The sequence below is a fragment of the Desulfovibrio oxyclinae DSM 11498 genome (genome assembly GCF_000375485.1).
Lineage (GTDB): Bacteria > Desulfobacterota > Desulfovibrionia > Desulfovibrionales > Desulfovibrionaceae > Pseudodesulfovibrio > Pseudodesulfovibrio oxyclinae.
In genome coordinates this window covers 433,926-450,091 of record NZ_AQXE01000001.1, presented here as the reverse complement: position 1 = coordinate 450,091, position 16,166 = coordinate 433,926, and the positions used below count along the sequence as shown (strand labels likewise).

The window sequence follows — 16,166 nt, the reverse complement described above, 5'->3', positions numbered from 1 at the left end:
ACATCAGCACCACAGAACAGCACCTCCAAAAGTACCGCCCTCGCGCTGCGCGGACGGGCGAAAAATTGGACGCTCTAGCCGAGTCGCTGAAAAGTCGCCCCCAAAGTCGCCCCCAAGAGCTAAAAGCGGCAAAAAATAAGGGGCTACGCTGTAGCGTAACCCCTTGGGAAATATGGCGGAGAGGAGAGGATTTGAACCTCCGGTGGCCGTAACCACACACGCTTTCCAGGCGTGCTCCTTAAGCCGGACTCGGACACCTCTCCGCGTCGTGAGAAAGGGTGTTTACCCAAATTCAAAACTGCTGGCAACCCCTAATCGCAAAGAAATTTAAATTTTTTGCAATTAAGCCCGGTTAGAGGGGGATTTCTAGGCTTCCGCGGAAGTCTTCAAGCCGCTCCACGCCCAGCTCGGTCAGCAGTGCAACCATCTGCTCCGGCAGATCAAAGGCGAAATCCGGGCGCAGGAAGTTGGCCGTGCCCACCTGAACCGCGTGCGCGCCAACCATGATGAACTCCAGCGCGTCCTTGGCCGAGGCAATGCCGCCGATGCCGATGACCGGAACGTCCACGGCCCGGCAGACCTGATGCACGCAGCGAAGCGCCACAGGCTTGATGGCGGGACCGGAGAGGCCGCCCACCACGTTGGCAAGCCGAGGCTTGCGGTTGCGCACGTCCACACTCATGCCGATGAGAGTGTTGATGAGCGAAAGCGCGTTGGCCCCGCCGTCCACTGCGGCGCGTGCGCAGGTGGCGATGTCGCTCACGTTGGGGGACAGCTTGACGATGACCGGGGTATCGCCGGAACGTTTCTTCACGGACTCGGTCACCCGGGCGATCTGAATCGGGTCCTGCCCGAACGCCGCGCCGCCTTCCTTCACATTGGGACACGACACGTTGACCTCAAGCGCGTGCACGCCCTCCTCCGCCGCGAGGATGCCGCCCAGCTCGCCGAACTCTTCCGGGTCGCAGGCATAGAGGTTGGCGACCACCGCCGTATCCTGACGCTTGAGCGCGGGCAGCGCCTGCTTCACGAAAGCCTCGACGCCCGGATTCTGGATACCGATGGCATTGAGCATCCCGCAGGGTGTTTCCGCGATGCGGGGCATGGGGTTGCCCTCGCGCGGTCTCAACGAAAGCCCCTTGGCAACGATGCCTCCAAGCTTGGAAAGATCGCCGTAAGGAGCGAATTCCAGCCCGAAGCCGAACGTGCCGGAAGCGGTCATGACCGGATTGGACATGCTCAGTCCCGCAAACGATACCTGAAGATCCCTGGCTTCCATGTCCCCTCCTACAGTTCCACGTTGTCGGCCCTGAAGATGGGACCCTTGGTGCACACCTGCGTATGATGCCCCTTCCCGTCCTTGCAGACACAGCCAAGGCAGGCTCCCACACCGCATGCCATGCGGTTTTCAAGGGAGACATACAATTCTGCCCCGGCTTCCAGCGCGAATTTCTGCGCGGTCTTCATGAACGGCGTCGGCCCGCAGCACAGAATCAGTCCGTCGCGGTACTGGCCCACCAGTTCGCCCATTCGTTCAATGATTGCGGCCAGATCCTCACGCCGGGCCTCCATCATGCATTCGGCGTCCACAGCATCGGACAGGCGTTGGTACGGGTAACAGCCGATGGCCATGCGGTGTGCGAAGAAAAGCTTGAGATTCTCGGGAAGCGGATGTTGCTCGACATATCCGCGAAAGGGGGCTATGCCGATGCCCCCGGCAAGCATGAGCGTGGGCCTTGTGGCATCGACGGCGAACGAATTGCCGAGCGGTCCCCACATGGCGACCGTGTCGCCCTTCTTCAGCTCGCTCAACCGGGTGGTGCCGCGTCCGATCTTCTGCACGAAGAGCGTGACGGACTCCGCATCGCCGGAACAGATGGAAAAGGGACGGCCCCAGAGCAGATCCATGGGCCAGTCCACGGGGCGGATCATGACGAACTGCCCCGGTTTCCAGTCATCCCAGTCCGGGCGTTCCAGCCTGAGTTCGAAAAACTCATCCGGTCTGGGCGATTGACCGACCGGGGTGATATCCAATACCTTTACATTCCGGCAGTTCCTGAGGGCCATTCAACCATCCTTGGAAAAGATACATGACGAAAAACAAACCAGAGATACTCGCTCCGGCGGGCGACCGCGATTCATACCTCGCCGCAGTGGCGGCCGGGGCGGACGCGGTCTACGTGGGCCTGAAACACTTCTCGGCCCGCATGCAGGCGAAAAACTTCTCTATCAGCGAGCTTGCCGCGCTGGCAAGTCTCGGCCGCGAGCGCGGGGTCAAGACCTACGTCGCAATGAACACGCTGGTCAAGCCCGGAGATGTGGAATCCGCAGGCCGCCTGATCATGCGCCTTGCCGCCGATGTGAAGCCCGATGCCCTGATCTTTCAGGACCTGGCCATGCCGACGCTGGCGAAACAGACCGGATTCAAGGGCGAGCTGCACCTTTCCACCCTCGCGAACCTGTCCAACCCCGCAGGACTCGCGGCTGCCGCCAAGATCGGCATTGACCGCGCCGTTCTGCCCAGAGAGCTGAATCTCGACGAAATCAAGCAAATGGCCGCAGCTTGCCCCAAGTCCATGGATCTTGAAGTGTTCGTGCACGGCGCGCTGTGCCACTGTGTTTCCGGCCGCTGCTACTGGTCGAGCTTCCTCGGCGGCAAAAGCGGCCTGCGCGGCCGCTGTGTGCAGCCCTGTCGCCGCCTGTACCGCCGCACGGAAAAGCAGGCCAAGCCAGACCGCCTCTTCTCCTGCATGGACCTGAGCCTGGATGTGCTGACCAAGCCCCTGCTTGACGTCCCCAAGGTGGGTTCGTGGAAGATCGAAGGCCGCAAGAAGGGGCCGCATTATGTTTTTTACACCACCAAAGCCTACACCATGCTGCGCGACAATCCGGACGCACAGGGCAAGAAGATGGCGCAGGAACTGCTCGAAATGGCGCTGGGCAGACCCACAAGCCACTCGGTTTTCCTGCCGCAACGCCCGTTCGTGCCGGTGACGCCGGGACAGGAGACCGCCTCGGGACGCTTTGTCGGGCAGGTCAAACGCGAAGGCAAACGCATGTATTTCCAGACCCGCGAGGAACTTCTGCCGGGCGACATGCTTCGCGTGGGGTACGAGGACCAGAAGGGGCACCGCACCATCAGGGTGCGCAAACGCATCCCCAGACGCGGCCGCTTCGACATCATGCCCGCCAAGGGCGTGAAAGGACCAGCCGCACCGTTTGATGCAAAGGTCTTTCTGGTGGATCGCCGGGAAAAAGAGCTGGAAACGCTCATTAAGGAACTTGGGGCGAACCTGCCCGAACCGTCCGACAAGGAACGGGAGGCTCCTGTTTTCAAGCCGAAGTATCCCAAACAGGTCAAGGAAAAGCAGGGCAAGGCCCGTGACATTTCCGTCTTCCGCACACCGCCCAATGGCCGCGTGTTCGGCGACCCGGCTCTCTGGCTGGACCGCAGTTCGCTGCAAAGCGCTTCTTCCAAGTCCGCCGCCAAGATCGGCTGGTGGATGCCGCCGGTCATCTGGCCCGACGAAGAAAAAAAGTGGCGTTCCATCATCCGCGAGGCCGTACGCAAGGGAGCCAAACGCTTCGTGCTCAACGCTCCGTGGCAGGTCTCGCTGTTCACGGACCACAACGTTGAGCTGACCGCAGGCCCGTTCTGTAACGTAAGCAACCGCATGGCGCTTGGGACCCTCAAGGACATGGGATTCAAGGCCGCCTACGTCAGCCCGGAACTCAACCGCGAGGAAACCTTCGCCATGCTGAAGGGCACTCCCCTGCCGCTCGGCATGGTCATCCGAGGGCTGTGGCCTTTCGGCATATCTCGTATTCTGGCGGAGGGAATCCGGGTGGAAGAACCGCTGCGCAGCCCCATGAACGAGGTGGCGTGGATTCGCAAACATGGTGAGAACTACTGGATTTATCCGGGCTGGGAGCTGGACCTCACCGAGGAACGGCGAGCGCTGGAAAAAGCGGGCTTCCGCATGTTCGCGACCATGCGCGAGTTCTGGCCCAAGGCCGTGCCCAAGCCAAGCCGGACCAGCACCTTCAACTGGAAGATCGACCTGCTCTAATCACACGAAAAAGCTATTGGCTCGCCCCGGGGAGTTCGGGAACGGACTCTCCGGGCAGCCACTTTTCATAAAGCCGTTTGAACGTGCCGTCCCGGCGTTGCTCCAGATGCGCCCGTCGCCACTTTTCCACCAGCTTTTCCGACGTTTCTTTGGAAAACGCCAGATACAGGTCCACCTCGCGCACCGTCAGGAGCGGCACAATGCCTTCCGTGGAGACTCCGCTTACCTCAGCCGCACCGAACATGCCCACATTGCTTGTAAAAAATGCGTCCAAACGACCATGTCGCAATTTGTCGATGTTTATCTTGCCGGAACTGACTTCCTGAAGATTGTCAAAGCCCTTGCTCTTCAAGAATTCCATCTTGGCGTCGCCACGTATGCCTCCGATGCGCCGCAGGTTTCTGGCATCATCAAGCGTCTCCAAATCAAAGCGCCCTTCCATGCCGTACAAGACCCAGGTGATACGAAGCATGGGGCCCACCCAATGAAACAATCGCTCGCGAGCCGAAGTGCGTGTGGTGGGAAAGAGCAAGACTTCGGAAGTGGTCTGTGCAATATCATACCCTCGCGCCCACGGGAGCACGCGAATGGGCGTTTCGTCACCGATTCTGCGCTGGATATCGCGCACGGCCTCCACACACAGACCAGTCAGTTCGCCCTCTTCGTCGTAGAAAGCGGCCGGGATGCCGTGCTCGGTTATGATGGTCAGGGAAAAAGCAGGGCGGGCGAAAGCTGTCAGCCCCAACACCAGCATGGTCAGGACAACGCTTCGAAGCATCATCCAAAGGTCCTCTTGTCCCAGCCGAACATGGTTCGTTCTAGGTCGGCAAATGCGATGTAGACCCGGTCCGAAGGAATATCGAGTGCGCTTTCCAGAAACGTGCAAAGCTCACGTGAAAGGTCAGCGGTCTTCTCCGTCGGGAGTCCGATGCTGGCAAGCTGCACGTAAGCCGCCGCATCTGCGGAGCCGCCGAAAACGAGCTGCGCTCCGGGCTGCATCTGCGCCATGACGTAGCTCTCCGGCTTTCCGAGAATATCCGAGATGAAGCGGGACAAGGCGCCGAGCGTCTCATCCAGCCGCTGTTTATCCAGTTCGATATTGGTGGTGACGTTAACGAAGGGCATGAATCAGTCCTCCAGCAGAATGGTTCCCACTAGGTAGCTCACGGCTTTGCCCGCTATCTTGACACGATCACCGAGCATTCTGCAACGCAGCTCGCCGCCGCGTTTGGAAGCCTGATAGGCGTTAAGGGTTTCCTTGCCCAGACGCTCCGCCCAGAACGGCACCAGCGCGCAGTGGGCCGAACCGGTGACGGGGTCCTCCGGAATGCCCTCCTCCGGCACGAAAACGCGGGAAACGAAGTCATAATCCAGCCCCGGCGCGGTGCAGATGAGACACATACAGTCAAGTTGCGCCACAAGTCGGGAGTCGGGGCGCAGCGCCTCGACCTCTTCGCGGGTCGAAAAGACTGCGACCATGTCGCGATGATTGGCGTACAGTTCCTCGGGACGAACACCCAGAGCCTTGGTAACGCGCTCGGTAACCTGCATTTCCTTGGGCGGCCAGGACGGAAAATCCATGGCATAGGAGCCGTCCGGTTCGCGCTCCACCAGCAGGCGCCCGCTCTTGGTCTCGAAAACCACGACGGGATCTCGGTAGCCGAGGAATTCATACAGAACATGCGCCGTGGCCAGCGTCGCATGGCCGCAAAGGTCCATTTCCTCTTCGGGCGTGAACCAGCGCAGTTCGTAATATTCGCCCTTTCGCACGATGAACGCGGTCTCGGCCAGATTGTTCTCGGCCGCAATGGACTGCATGAGCTCGTCGCTCAACCACTCGTAAAGAGGTACGACGGCTGCCGGGTTTCCGGAAAACAGGGTCGAGGCGAACGCGTCCACCTGAAACATATCCAGCCGCATGGGGCCCCCTTTACGGTTTTGGTTAGAATATCTGCTTGAACAGGTCATCTCCGGCCGTAGTCCCTTCCTCGCCTGATTCGGAAGTGCCGCCCGCCATCTCGGTAGGTTGGGTGCCTTCCTTGAAGGGCAGGAAATAACTCTCTTCCGAGTTGGGACCGGCCAGCTTACCGGTTTTGGCATCTACCTTAGCCATAACGATTCCCTGCGGCTGTGGGAAGTCCTGATACGGATAATCCTCTTCCACTTCCTTACGGTACTGGACCCAGATGGGGCTTGCGGCGCGCGAGCCGGTCTCCCATCTGCCCATGGGGCGGATTTCGTCAAAGCCTACGAACACACCGGTGACGAGGTAGGGAGTATATCCCATGAACCACGCGTCCTGCTCGTTGTTCGTGGTTCCGGTCTTGCCTGCGATGGGACGCTTCAGGGCACGGGCGCGCCAGCCGGTTCCGTCGCTGACCACCTGCTTCATGAGCGAGGCCATGATATATGCGGTCTGCGGGCTGATGGCCTCAACGGCCTCGGGTTCGGAGGTGTACATCTCGTCGCCCCACGCGCTCTTGACCGAGAGCACCATGCGCGGCTTGATGTAGGAGCCGTCACGGGCAAAGGCCGAGTATGCCTGCACCATGTTCATGAGCGTGACGGACGCCGAGCCAAGCGCCACCGAAAGGTCGGCCGGGAATTCTGAGTCGAGCCCCATACTTCTGGCGCGCTCGATGATCTTGCGGATGCCCAGCTCCTGCGCCACGCGGATGGTGCAGGTGTTCTTGGACTTGACCAGCGCTGTACGCAACAGAGTCGGCCCCTTGAAGGTGTTGGCGAAGTTCTCCGGACGCCAGAGCTTGCCCTCTTCCTCGTTGGCGAAGACGATGGGCGAATCCATGACGATGGAGGCCGGAGTGAAACCGTTATCGATGGCCGTGGAGTAAACGAACGGCTTGAAGGCCGAACCGCACTGCCTGCGAGCCTGCGTGGCGCGGTTGAACTGACTGCGCGAGAATGAATACCCGCCGGACAGCGCGAGCACTTCGCCGGACTTGGGATCCATGGAAACGATGGCCCCCTCCACTTCCGGCCTGCGTTCGAGCGCCAGATCCACAGGCTTGGATTCCTTCTCCGGCACCTTGAGGATGGATGCCCAGATCACGTCCCCCTTTTTGAGCACCTTGCGGGCATCGGTCGGGTTGGGAACCTGCTCGTGCGACTTGTCCGAGTTCGGCTCACGCACCCACCACATGCTCTCCAGTGGCATGAAGCCTTCGAATTTACCGAAGCGGACCGAAGCGCCGTTCTTCTTCACTCCCGTCACGACGGACTTGACCCACTGGCCCTTGGAAAGTTCTTCGCGCTCCTGCGGTCCGTCTTTCAGAATCTCATCCGCATTGCCGAGAGAGATGTTGTCGATGGGCCCGGTCCAGCCGCGACGCTGGGCGGAGTTCTCCAGCCCACGCTTAAGGGCCGCGTCTGCGGCCTTCTGATGCTTGATGTCGCAGGACGTGGTGACGGTCAGGCCGCCGTTGTACGTGACATCCTCGCCGAAACGGTCGATGAGCCAGCGGCGAACTTCCTCAAGATAATACGGACCGACCTTCCATGAAGGCTCGGGCATACTGGTGAATTCCAGCTCTTCGGCAACAGCCTCGTCGTACTGTTCCTGCGTAATCCAGCCGTGGACCAGCATCTGGCCGAGGACGTACATCTGACGCTTACGGGCAAGATGCGGATTCTCGTAGGGATTGTATCGGCTCGGCGCCTTGGGCAGTCCCGCCAGAAGCGCGGCCTCGGCAATGGTCAGATCCTTTGCATGTTTGCCGAAGTAGCTTCGTGCCGCGGCTTCCACGCCAAAGGAATGGGCTCCGAGGTATATCTCGTTGAGATAAATGGTAAGAATTTCGTCCTTGGTCAGATACCGTTCAAGGCGATACGCAAGAATCGCTTCCTTGAGCTTGCGCTCGTAACTGCGCTCGTTGGTCAGCAGCAGCCGCTTGATGATCTGCTGGGTGATGGTGCTGCCACCCTGCTTCACCTTGCCCGCCTTCATGTTGATGACGAACGCGCGGGAAATAGCGGTAAGATCCACCCCCTCATGCTGGTAGAACGAGGCATCCTCCGCAGCCAGAAACGCCTTGGGAATCCAGTGGCTCATCTGGTCCAGCGTCACGAGGAAGCGCTTTTCCTTATAGAAATACCCCAGAATTTCGTCATTCTTGGCATAAACGGTGGTCACCAGCGGCGGGTTGTAGTCCGTGATGTTCTTGAACCCGGGCAGATCCTTGGCGGCCCAATTGTAGAGGACAACGGCCCCGATAACGCCGAGAAGGGCGCAGACGATGAACGATATACCGAGATATTTGAGAATCTTCATAAGCAGATCAGAAGGTGCGTTTGACCTTGCGCATTCCTCTGGCCGGGGGCAGGCCCCATGCCAGACGCAGCCGCCCGTACAGGTCGCGTACGGTGGCCGCATTGGTTTTCAGGGTCCTCATCATGCAATTGAGACTGCGACATTCGCGCCGCGCTAGGCATGTGGGGGATTCGAAGACGAGTATCTCGCCTCCGGCAATCCAGAAAGGATAGAGGCGGCAGTAGTACGGCCGCGATTCACGGGGCAGCACGCACCCTTTTGAACCGAGAAACCGACAGGAACCGTCGGAGCGCAGGGCAAGCCTGACATGCTCTCCACGTTCCGGGAAAAGCTCGGCCACGGCCTCGTCCTCACCGGGGAAAAGACGTTTGACGTTGTCGATGAAGGCCTGCGAGTTGGCTTGCTTCACAAAGCCGCCCTTGTCGGGCTGGAAGTCGCGGATGCGCTCCCATTCGGCGGTCGAGAGCGGAAAACAGACCTCCTCCTGCCCCGGGGTAATCCGGCAGCAGGTGGGACCGTGCTCCGCGCATCGAACGCATACGTGAGGGTCCTTGACGATTGTATCCGTCACAAAACTCCAGTTCAGGCGGGTTTTCCCCCGTCAGACTCCGGTTTGGAAAAACTGAGCTGCCCTTTGCCGAGAAGGTCGTGCAGATGCACAAGCCCGGCCAGCCGTTCATCATCCCCGACGACCGGCAGGACGGTTATCTGATGCAACTCCATGATATCCAGCACCTGCGCCGCGCTGTCGCCCAGACGCGCACGCTTGGGATCGGCGGTCATGACACCGTCTATAGGGGCAGCACGATCCAGCCCGTTCGCGCAAAAGAGCCTCCGCACGTCGCCGTCCGAAAGCACGCCCAGAAGCCGCTGATCGCCGTCGATCACACCAACCAGCCCAAGCTTGCCGTCATTGAGAACCGAAAGAGCCCGCTCCAGCGCGGTTCCGGTCTCGACAACAGGGATATTAGCCGTATGCATGAGGTTGTCAACGCACAGGGAAAGCCGCTGCCCGAGGGAGCCGCCGGGATGAAAACGCTGGAAGTCGCTCTCCTTGAAGGCCTTGTGCTCCATAAGGCAGACGGCCATGGCATCGCCCACGGCAAGGTGCGCCGTGGTGCTGGCGGTGGGCGCAAGCCCCATGGGGCACGCCTCGCGCGGTACGGCCGCCTCGATAACGATGTCGGAAAGTTCCGCCATTCGGGAGCCGCAGCGCCCGACCAGACAGACGATGGTGGCCCCGAGAGAGCGCATCGTCGGGAGAATGGCGTTGACCTCGTCAGTGTTGCCGCTATTGGAAATGGCGAGCACCACGTCCTCGTCGCGGATCATGCCCATGTCACCATGAGCCCCTTCAACCGGATGCAGGAAGAACGAGGGAGTCCCGGTGCTGGAAAGCGTGGCCGCAATCTTGCGGCCGACAAGTCCGGACTTGCCAACGCCCGTGATCACCACACGGCCAGTACAGGCAGCCATGGCCTCCACGGCCTGAGAGAACCCGCCGTCCAGCTGATGCCGGACGGCCTGAAGCCCTTCGATCTCCGTATCCAGCACCCGGCGTGCGATGCTGATCCACTTTTCGGCATCCACCATGTCGGCTCCTAGCAGCACGGCTTGATGAAGCCCGGCGCGCCCTGATCCTCAAGGCAGAGCTTGCCCGCCTCTCCATCAATGGGGATCGGGTAGTTGCCGTCAAAGCAGGCCAGACAGTAATCGTCACCCTGGGAAACGGAGCTGAGCAGCCCGGGGATGCTCAGATAATGCAGAGAATCCAGCCCGAGGTAGCGGCGAATGTCCTCCACCGAGGTGTTGGCCGCAAGCAGCTCGCCCTTGGAGGAGAAATCGATGCCGTAGAAGCAGGGGTGTGCGATGGGCGGACAGCTCACGCGCATGTGAATTTCGCGGGCACCAAGTTCGCGCAGCTTCTTGACCCTCGTACGCGTCGTGGTGCCGCGGACAATGGAGTCCTCGACGATGAGGATACGCTTGCCCTGAATCATGCTCTGCACCGGATTGAGCTTCACCCGCACGGAGAAGTCGCGCATATCCTGCGAAGGCTGGATGAAGGTCCGGCCAACGTAGTGGTTGCGGATCATGACCAGCTCCAGCGGCAGGCCGGATTCCTGAGAATAGCCTACTGCGGCGTAGTTGCCCGAGTCCGGAAACGGCATGACTATGTCTGCGTCCACCGGAGCTTCCCGCGCGAGCACCTTGCCCATCTCCTTGCGGCGTTCATAAACCACCTCGCCGAAGACGTAGGAGTCGGGACGCGCAAAGTAGATCAGCTCAAAGATGCACTGCTTTTTCTCGCCCGGCTCCACGGCCTGATGGCTGGTGATCTTGTTGTTTTCGATGACCAGCATTTCACCCGGAGACAGTGGGCGCAGGTATTCGGCCTCGATAAGGTCGAAGGCGCAGGTCTCGGAGGCAAGTACGTAACGGTCGCCGAGGCGGCCGAGCGAAAGCGGCCGGAACCCGTTGGGGTCCTTGACCGCGATCAACTTGTCGTTGGCCATGATCAGCAGGCAGTAGGCACCCTTGATCTTGGCGCAGGCCTTCTTGACCGCTTCCTCGATGCTGTTGCTGCCGTTGAGGTTCTTGATGATCAGGTGCACGAACACTTCCGTATCCATGGTGGTCTGGAAGATGCTACCCTGCTCTTCAAGTTCGCGACGAAGCTCGTAGGTGTTCACGAGGTTGCCGTTATGAGCCACGGCCAGACGCAGGTCGCCGTGGCGCACGATGAACGGCTGGGCGTTGCGGATCAGCGAGGCGCCCGTGGTGGAATAGCGGATATGGCCCATGGCGATATCGCCCTTGAGTTCCTTGCCGATGTGACGTTCGTTGAAGACGTCGGGCACCAGCCCCATGCCTTTCTGTTCACGGATTTTCGCGCCATCCCAGGTCACGATGCCCGCCGACTCCTGACCCCGGTGCTGCATGGCGTACAGCCCGAAGTAGGTCATGCGAGCGGCCTCGGTATGGCCGTAAATGCCGAACAGTCCGCAATACTCTTTCTTCATAACGCCAATTTTCCCCCGGCTTGTTAGCCGTAGTATTCCTGAATGCTCTTGACCACGAGACCGGTCTCGCGAAGCTCGTAGATGGCCTGCGCGACCGCCCGCGCACCCGAGATGGTGGTGGTGTACGGAATGTTGTACAGCAACGTGGCCTGACGGATCATCTTGGAGTCACCCACCGTTTTCTTGCCGGAGGGAGTGTTGAGCACGAGGTCGATGTCGCCGTTCTTGATCAGGTCCACGACGTTGGGACGCTGCCCTTCGTGCACCTTGTAGACGCGCTGAACCTTGACGCCCTTCTCTTCGAGATAATCCGCGGTTCCGCCGGTGGCCAGAATGGAGAAACCCATGTCCTGGAAATCGCGCACCGGCAGGAGCACCTTGTTCTTGTCCCAGTCGTTGACGGAAACGAAGACATTGCCACCCTTGGGCAGCTTCTGTCCGGCCGCAAGCTGAGACTTCATGTATGCCAGCCCGAAAGACTCGTCGATTCCCATGACTTCTCCGGTGGAGCGCATCTCGGGTCCGAGCAGTACGTCCACGTTCGGGAAGCGGTTGAAGGGAAAAACGGATTCCTTGATGGAGATGTGCCCTTTCTTGCGCATGGACCAAGGTTTGAGATCCTTGATCTTTTCACCCATCATCACGCGGGTGGCGAGCTTGGCCATGGGCACGGCGGTGGCCTTGGACACGAACGGAACGGTCCGGGAAGCCCGCGGGTTCACCTCAATGACGTACACTTCGTCGTCCTTGATGGCATACTGCACGTTCATCAGCCCGACCACGCCCAGCTCAATGGCCATGGCGGTGGTCTGGCGCTCAATCTCGCGCACCATCTCCGGAGAAAGGCTGTACGGCGGCAGAACCGAGGCAGAGTCGCCTGAGTGAATGCCCGCTTCCTCGATGTGTTCCATGACGCCGCCGATGTAGACCTGCTCCCCGTCGCACAGGGCGTCCACATCGACCTCGACGGCATACTCGAGGAATTTATCTATGAGGGTCGGATGCTCGGGCGAAACCAGCGCGGATTCGCGGAAGTAACGCTCGAAGTCTTCCATGCTGTAAACGATGTCCATGCCGCGTCCGCCAAGCACGTAAGAGGGGCGAAGCACCAGCGGGAAACCGAGCTTCTCGGCGATCTCCCGGGCTTCGACCATGCTCATGGCGGTGCCGTTCGGCGGCTGCTTCAGGTGCAGCTTGTTCAACAGCTGCTTGAAGCGTTCGCGGTCTTCGGCGCGGTCGATGGCGTCCGGCGAGGTACCGATGAGCGGCACGCCCGCGTTCATGAGCCTGATGGCAAGGTTCAGCGGAGTCTGTCCGCCGAACTGGACCACAACGCCGTCTGGCTTTTCGAAGTCGATGATATTCATCACGTCCTCGAAGGTCAGCGGCTCGAAGTAGAGCCTGTCGGACGTGTCGTAGTCGGTGGAGACGGTCTCCGGGTTGGAGTTTACCATGATGGATTTGATACCCATCTCCCGGAGCATGAAGGAAGAGTGGCAGCAGCAGTAATCAAACTCGATGCCCTGCCCGATACGGTTGGGACCGCCGCCGAGAATGACTATCTTGCGTCCCTCGGCAGGCTCGATCTCGTCCCCGCCTTCATATGTGGAGTAATAATACGGAGTATAGGCTTCGAACTCGGCTGCGCAGGTATCCACCAGATAGTAGGTAGGCCTGATGCCCAGCTTGAGGCGCAGATTCCGGACAGCATCCTCAGAGGTCTTCCACATGGTGGCAAGCTGTGCGTCTGAGTAGCCGTATTCCTTTGCTTTCCTCAGGATGGCCGGCAGTTCGGGCGTGCTCTCTTCGATGCCTTCCTTGATGCCGAACTCAATGAGGCGCTCCTCCATGTCCAGCACGTCGCGGAACTGGCCGAGGAACCAGGGGTCGATCCAGGTGGCGTCGTGTACCTCTTCGAGGCTCATTCCGCAGCGCATGGCGTTCCTGAGCGCGAACAGGCGCTGAGAGTTGGGCTTTCTCAGAAGCTGAAGCAACTCGTCGCGCTCGATCTCGCACTTCTCGAAGCGCTTGCCGAGGCCGACGTGCCCGGTTTCGAGCGAACGCAACCCCTTCTGCAGGGCTTCCTTGAAGGTACGGCCGATGGCCATGGTCTCACCCACCGACTTCATGGCCGTGGAGAGGTAGTCCTCTGCGCCCGGGAACTTCTCGAAAGTGAAGCGCGGAATCTTGATGACGCAGTAGTCGATGGCAGGCTCGAAGCTCGCCATGGTCTCGCGTGTGATATCGTTGGGAATCTCGTCGAGGGTGTATCCCACGGCGAGTTTGGCCGCGATTTTGGCGATGGGAAAGCCGGTGGCCTTGGACGCCAGCGCGGACGAACGCGAAACACGGGGGTTCATTTCAATGACCACGAGGTCGCCGTTCTCAGGATTGACAGCGAACTGCACATTGGAGCCGCCGGTTTCGACACCGATCTCGCGCATGATGGCCAGCGATGCGTCGCGCATCTTCTGGTATTCGTCATCGGTCAGGGTCTGGGCCGGAGCCACGGTCACGGAGTCGCCCGTGTGGACGCCCATGGGGTCGAGGTTCTCGATGGAACAGATGATGACGCAGTTGTCCTTGCTGTCGCGCATGACTTCGAGCTCATACTCTTTCCATCCGAGGATGGATTCTTCAAGCATGACTTCGCTTTGCATGCTGGCCGCGATCCCTTTGGAGGCGATTTCGATGAGCTCCTCCATGTTATAGGCAACGCCGCCGCCGGTTCCACCAAGGGTGAACGCGGGTCGGATAATGATGGGGAAGCTCAGCTTTTCGCCCCATTCGCGGATGTCGTCCTGATTGCGGGCAATGCCGCTCAGGGGGACGGTAAGGCCGATGTTTTCCATGGCCTTTCGGAATAGTTCGCGGCTTTCGGCCTTCTGGATGGCATCAAGATCGGCACCGATGAGTTCGACGCCGAACTTGTCCAGCACACCCATTTCGGCAACGGCAAGCGCCGTGTTCAGGCCGGTCTGGCCGCCGAGAGTCGGAAGCAGCGCATCGGGCCGTTCCTTCTCGATGATCCTCGCGACGGTTTCCGGTTCGATGGGCTCGATATACGTACGGTCGGCTAGCTCGGGGTCCGTCATGATGGACGCCGGGTTAGAGTTGACCAGCACGACCTCGTATCCCTCTTCCTTGAGGGCCTTGAGGGCCTGGGTGCCGGAGTAGTCGAATTCACAGGCCTGACCGATAACGATCGGTCCGGAGCCTATGAGCATGATCTTTTTCAGGTCGGAACGTTTGGGCATGGACTCACCAAAGCGGTTGAAGGTTAGGCACTGGCGGGGCCGCACCCCAGCGGGCGGGTGGGCGTTTCATATCGTCTTATGCCTGTAAACGCAACGGGCAATGCGTCCCGGATTTCTAACGGACCAAGCCGCGATTGTCACCCTCTCTACTAGGATTTAACATTGACAACATCGAAGCTGAGAACTACTTTCAGTCTCACCGAGGTGATACAGAATGACAGCAAAGCCCCTTACCGAATATCCGGCCGGATCCACGGTCACCGTTTCCGAAATCTGCGGCGGTTGTCGCGCCAGATCACGCCTGCTTGCGCTCGGCATCACCCCCGGCTGCCCCGTGGAAGTGCTCTCCCACGGCGGAGGGCCAGTGAAAATCCGTGTACGCGGTTGCGACCTGGTCATGGGACATGGTGAATGTGAAAAGGTTCTGGCCCTCTCCGGCGACGGCGGATGCCCCATTCGCCAGTGCGTTGAAAACAATAACTGAAATTTCCTTCCCTTTTTTTCATGTTGTCGTACAATCGACGCATGAATACTCACCACACCACTGACAAACCCCGTGTAGGCATCAGCGCATGCCTGCTCGGGGAAAATGTACGGTACAACGGCGGCCATCAGCGCGACCGGTATATCTGTGACACGCTGGCCCAGTTCGTTGACTTCGTTCCGGTATGCCCGGAGGTTGGGACCGGCATGGGTATCCCCCGTGAAGCGGTTCGGCTTGCGGGCGACGTGGACAACCCGCGACTTGTCGGCAGCAAGACCGGTGAAGACTGGTCCGAGCGCATGGAAGAATGGAGTCGCAAGGAATTGTCGCGCCTTGAAGATGAACGCCTATGCGCCTTCATTTTCAAGATGAAATCCCCATCCAGTGGGATGCGCGGCGTAAAAATCTATCCTCCGGAAGGTGGTCAACCCCGCAGCACCGCTGGCGTCGGCTTCTTTGCGCGACGATTCATGGATCGTTTCCCCGTGCTTCCCGTTGAAGACGACGGAAGGCTGAACGATGCGGTCATCCGTGAAAATTTCATCTCCCGCCTGTTCACCTTTCACCGCTGGCATGAACTTCAGGACGGTCCGCAGACTGTTGGAGCTCTGGTGGACTTCCACACCCGCCACAAACTCCAGCTCATGTCCAACAGCGTGGAAGAATACCGAAAGCTCGGAAAGCTCGTGGCCCACGCCAAGGAGCGCCCTTTCGAAGAAGTCCTCAAAGAATACGGGGAAAACCTCTTCAGGGCGCTTCAACTCAAGGCGACTCCCAAAAAACACGCAAACGTGCTGATGCATGTCATGGGATACTTCAAGAAGGACCTGACCTCCGATGAAAAGCAGGAAATACTTGAACTGGTCGATGCCTACCGCAACGGACTGGTTCCGCTCATCGTCCCGGTGACGCTCCTGAATCATTTCATTCGCAAGTACGACAAGGAATACCTGAAGGACCAAGTGTACATGCATCCGCATCCACTGGAACTCAAACTTAGAAATCAGGTATAAGCAAGTCCTGTCTATAGACTTTCAAGGCTCC

At 59.6% G+C, this 16,166-nt stretch carries 13 protein-coding genes and 1 tRNA gene; 3 read left to right on the top strand and 11 right to left on the bottom strand.

All coding sequences use genetic code 11. The features are described from left to right. Positions 1–173: 173 nt before the first annotated feature. The 3 genes from B149_RS0102320 to B149_RS0102310 form a co-directional block, all read right to left on the bottom strand. Positions 174–263, bottom strand: a tRNA-Ser gene (locus B149_RS0102320). 89 nt (positions 264–352) lie between these two features. After that, the gene (locus B149_RS0102315; RefSeq protein ID WP_018123547.1) at positions 353–1,279 is read right to left on the bottom strand and encodes a dihydroorotate dehydrogenase; all 927 of its coding nucleotides are present in this window, start codon (positions 1,277–1,279) and stop codon (positions 353–355) included. An 8-nt stretch (positions 1,280–1,287) separates the two neighbouring features. Continuing rightward, the gene (locus B149_RS0102310; protein WP_018123546.1) at positions 1,288–2,067 is read right to left on the bottom strand and encodes an iron-sulfur cluster-binding protein; all 780 of its coding nucleotides are present in this window, start codon (positions 2,065–2,067) and stop codon (positions 1,288–1,290) included. A 23-nt stretch (positions 2,068–2,090) separates the two neighbouring features. Between B149_RS0102310 and B149_RS0102305 the strand changes: the two genes are divergently transcribed. Beyond that, positions 2,091–4,070, top strand: coding sequence for a peptidase U32 family protein (locus tag B149_RS0102305; protein ID WP_018123545.1), 1,980 nt, complete (start codon positions 2,091–2,093; stop codon positions 4,068–4,070). Positions 4,071–4,083: 13 nt separating this feature from the next. On the opposite strand, the gene B149_RS16215 is transcribed toward B149_RS0102305, so the two are convergent. Genes B149_RS16215 through carB form a run of 8 tightly spaced genes read right to left on the bottom strand, consistent with a single transcriptional unit; the run spans position 4,084 to position 14,638 of the window. Then, a complete protein-coding gene (locus B149_RS16215) occupies positions 4,084–4,851 on the bottom strand; it encodes a substrate-binding periplasmic protein (protein ID WP_018123544.1) in 768 nt (255 codons plus the stop codon). Continuing rightward, complete coding sequence (locus B149_RS0102295) at positions 4,848–5,195, bottom strand: phenylpyruvate tautomerase MIF-related protein (RefSeq protein WP_018123543.1); 348 nt, start codon at positions 5,193–5,195, stop codon at positions 4,848–4,850. Before B149_RS0102295 ends, B149_RS16215 begins: the two co-directional genes overlap by 4 nt. Positions 5,196–5,198: 3 nt before the next feature. Further along, complete coding sequence (locus tag B149_RS0102290) at positions 5,199–5,990, bottom strand: PhzF family phenazine biosynthesis protein (RefSeq protein ID WP_018123542.1); 792 nt, start codon at positions 5,988–5,990, stop codon at positions 5,199–5,201. Between the two features lie 22 nt (positions 5,991–6,012). After that, positions 6,013–8,358, bottom strand: coding sequence for a penicillin-binding protein 1A (locus B149_RS0102285; protein ID WP_018123541.1), 2,346 nt, complete (start codon positions 8,356–8,358; stop codon positions 6,013–6,015). A gap of 7 nt (positions 8,359–8,365) precedes the next feature. After that, positions 8,366–8,929, bottom strand: a complete 564-nt coding sequence (locus B149_RS0102280) for a zinc/iron-chelating domain-containing protein (protein WP_018123540.1) — start codon at positions 8,927–8,929, stop codon at positions 8,366–8,368. Positions 8,930–8,940: 11 nt separating this feature from the next. After that, complete coding sequence (locus B149_RS0102275) at positions 8,941–9,951, bottom strand: KpsF/GutQ family sugar-phosphate isomerase (protein ID WP_018123539.1); 1,011 nt, start codon at positions 9,949–9,951, stop codon at positions 8,941–8,943. Between the two features lie 8 nt (positions 9,952–9,959). Further along, positions 9,960–11,381 carry an amidophosphoribosyltransferase gene (gene purF / locus B149_RS0102270; protein ID WP_018123538.1) on the bottom strand — a complete coding sequence of 474 codons (1,422 nt, stop codon included), beginning with the start codon at positions 11,379–11,381 and terminating at the stop codon, positions 9,960–9,962. Between the two features lie 23 nt (positions 11,382–11,404). Beyond that, positions 11,405–14,638 carry a carbamoyl-phosphate synthase large subunit gene (carB, locus tag B149_RS0102265; protein ID WP_018123537.1) on the bottom strand — a complete coding sequence of 1,078 codons (3,234 nt, stop codon included), beginning with the start codon at positions 14,636–14,638 and terminating at the stop codon, positions 11,405–11,407. A 214-nt stretch (positions 14,639–14,852) separates the two neighbouring features. Between carB and B149_RS16210 the strand changes: the two genes are divergently transcribed. Together B149_RS16210 and B149_RS0102255 are read left to right on the top strand one after the other, a co-directional pair. Then, on the top strand, positions 14,853–15,122 hold the full coding sequence (locus B149_RS16210; protein WP_018123536.1) for a FeoA family protein: 270 nt from the start codon (positions 14,853–14,855) through the stop codon (positions 15,120–15,122). 41 nt (positions 15,123–15,163) lie between these two features. Beyond that, positions 15,164–16,135 (top strand): YbgA family protein, encoded by a 972-nt coding sequence (locus tag B149_RS0102255; protein WP_026167403.1) that lies wholly within the window; start codon positions 15,164–15,166, stop codon positions 16,133–16,135. Positions 16,136–16,166 lie beyond the last annotated feature (31 nt).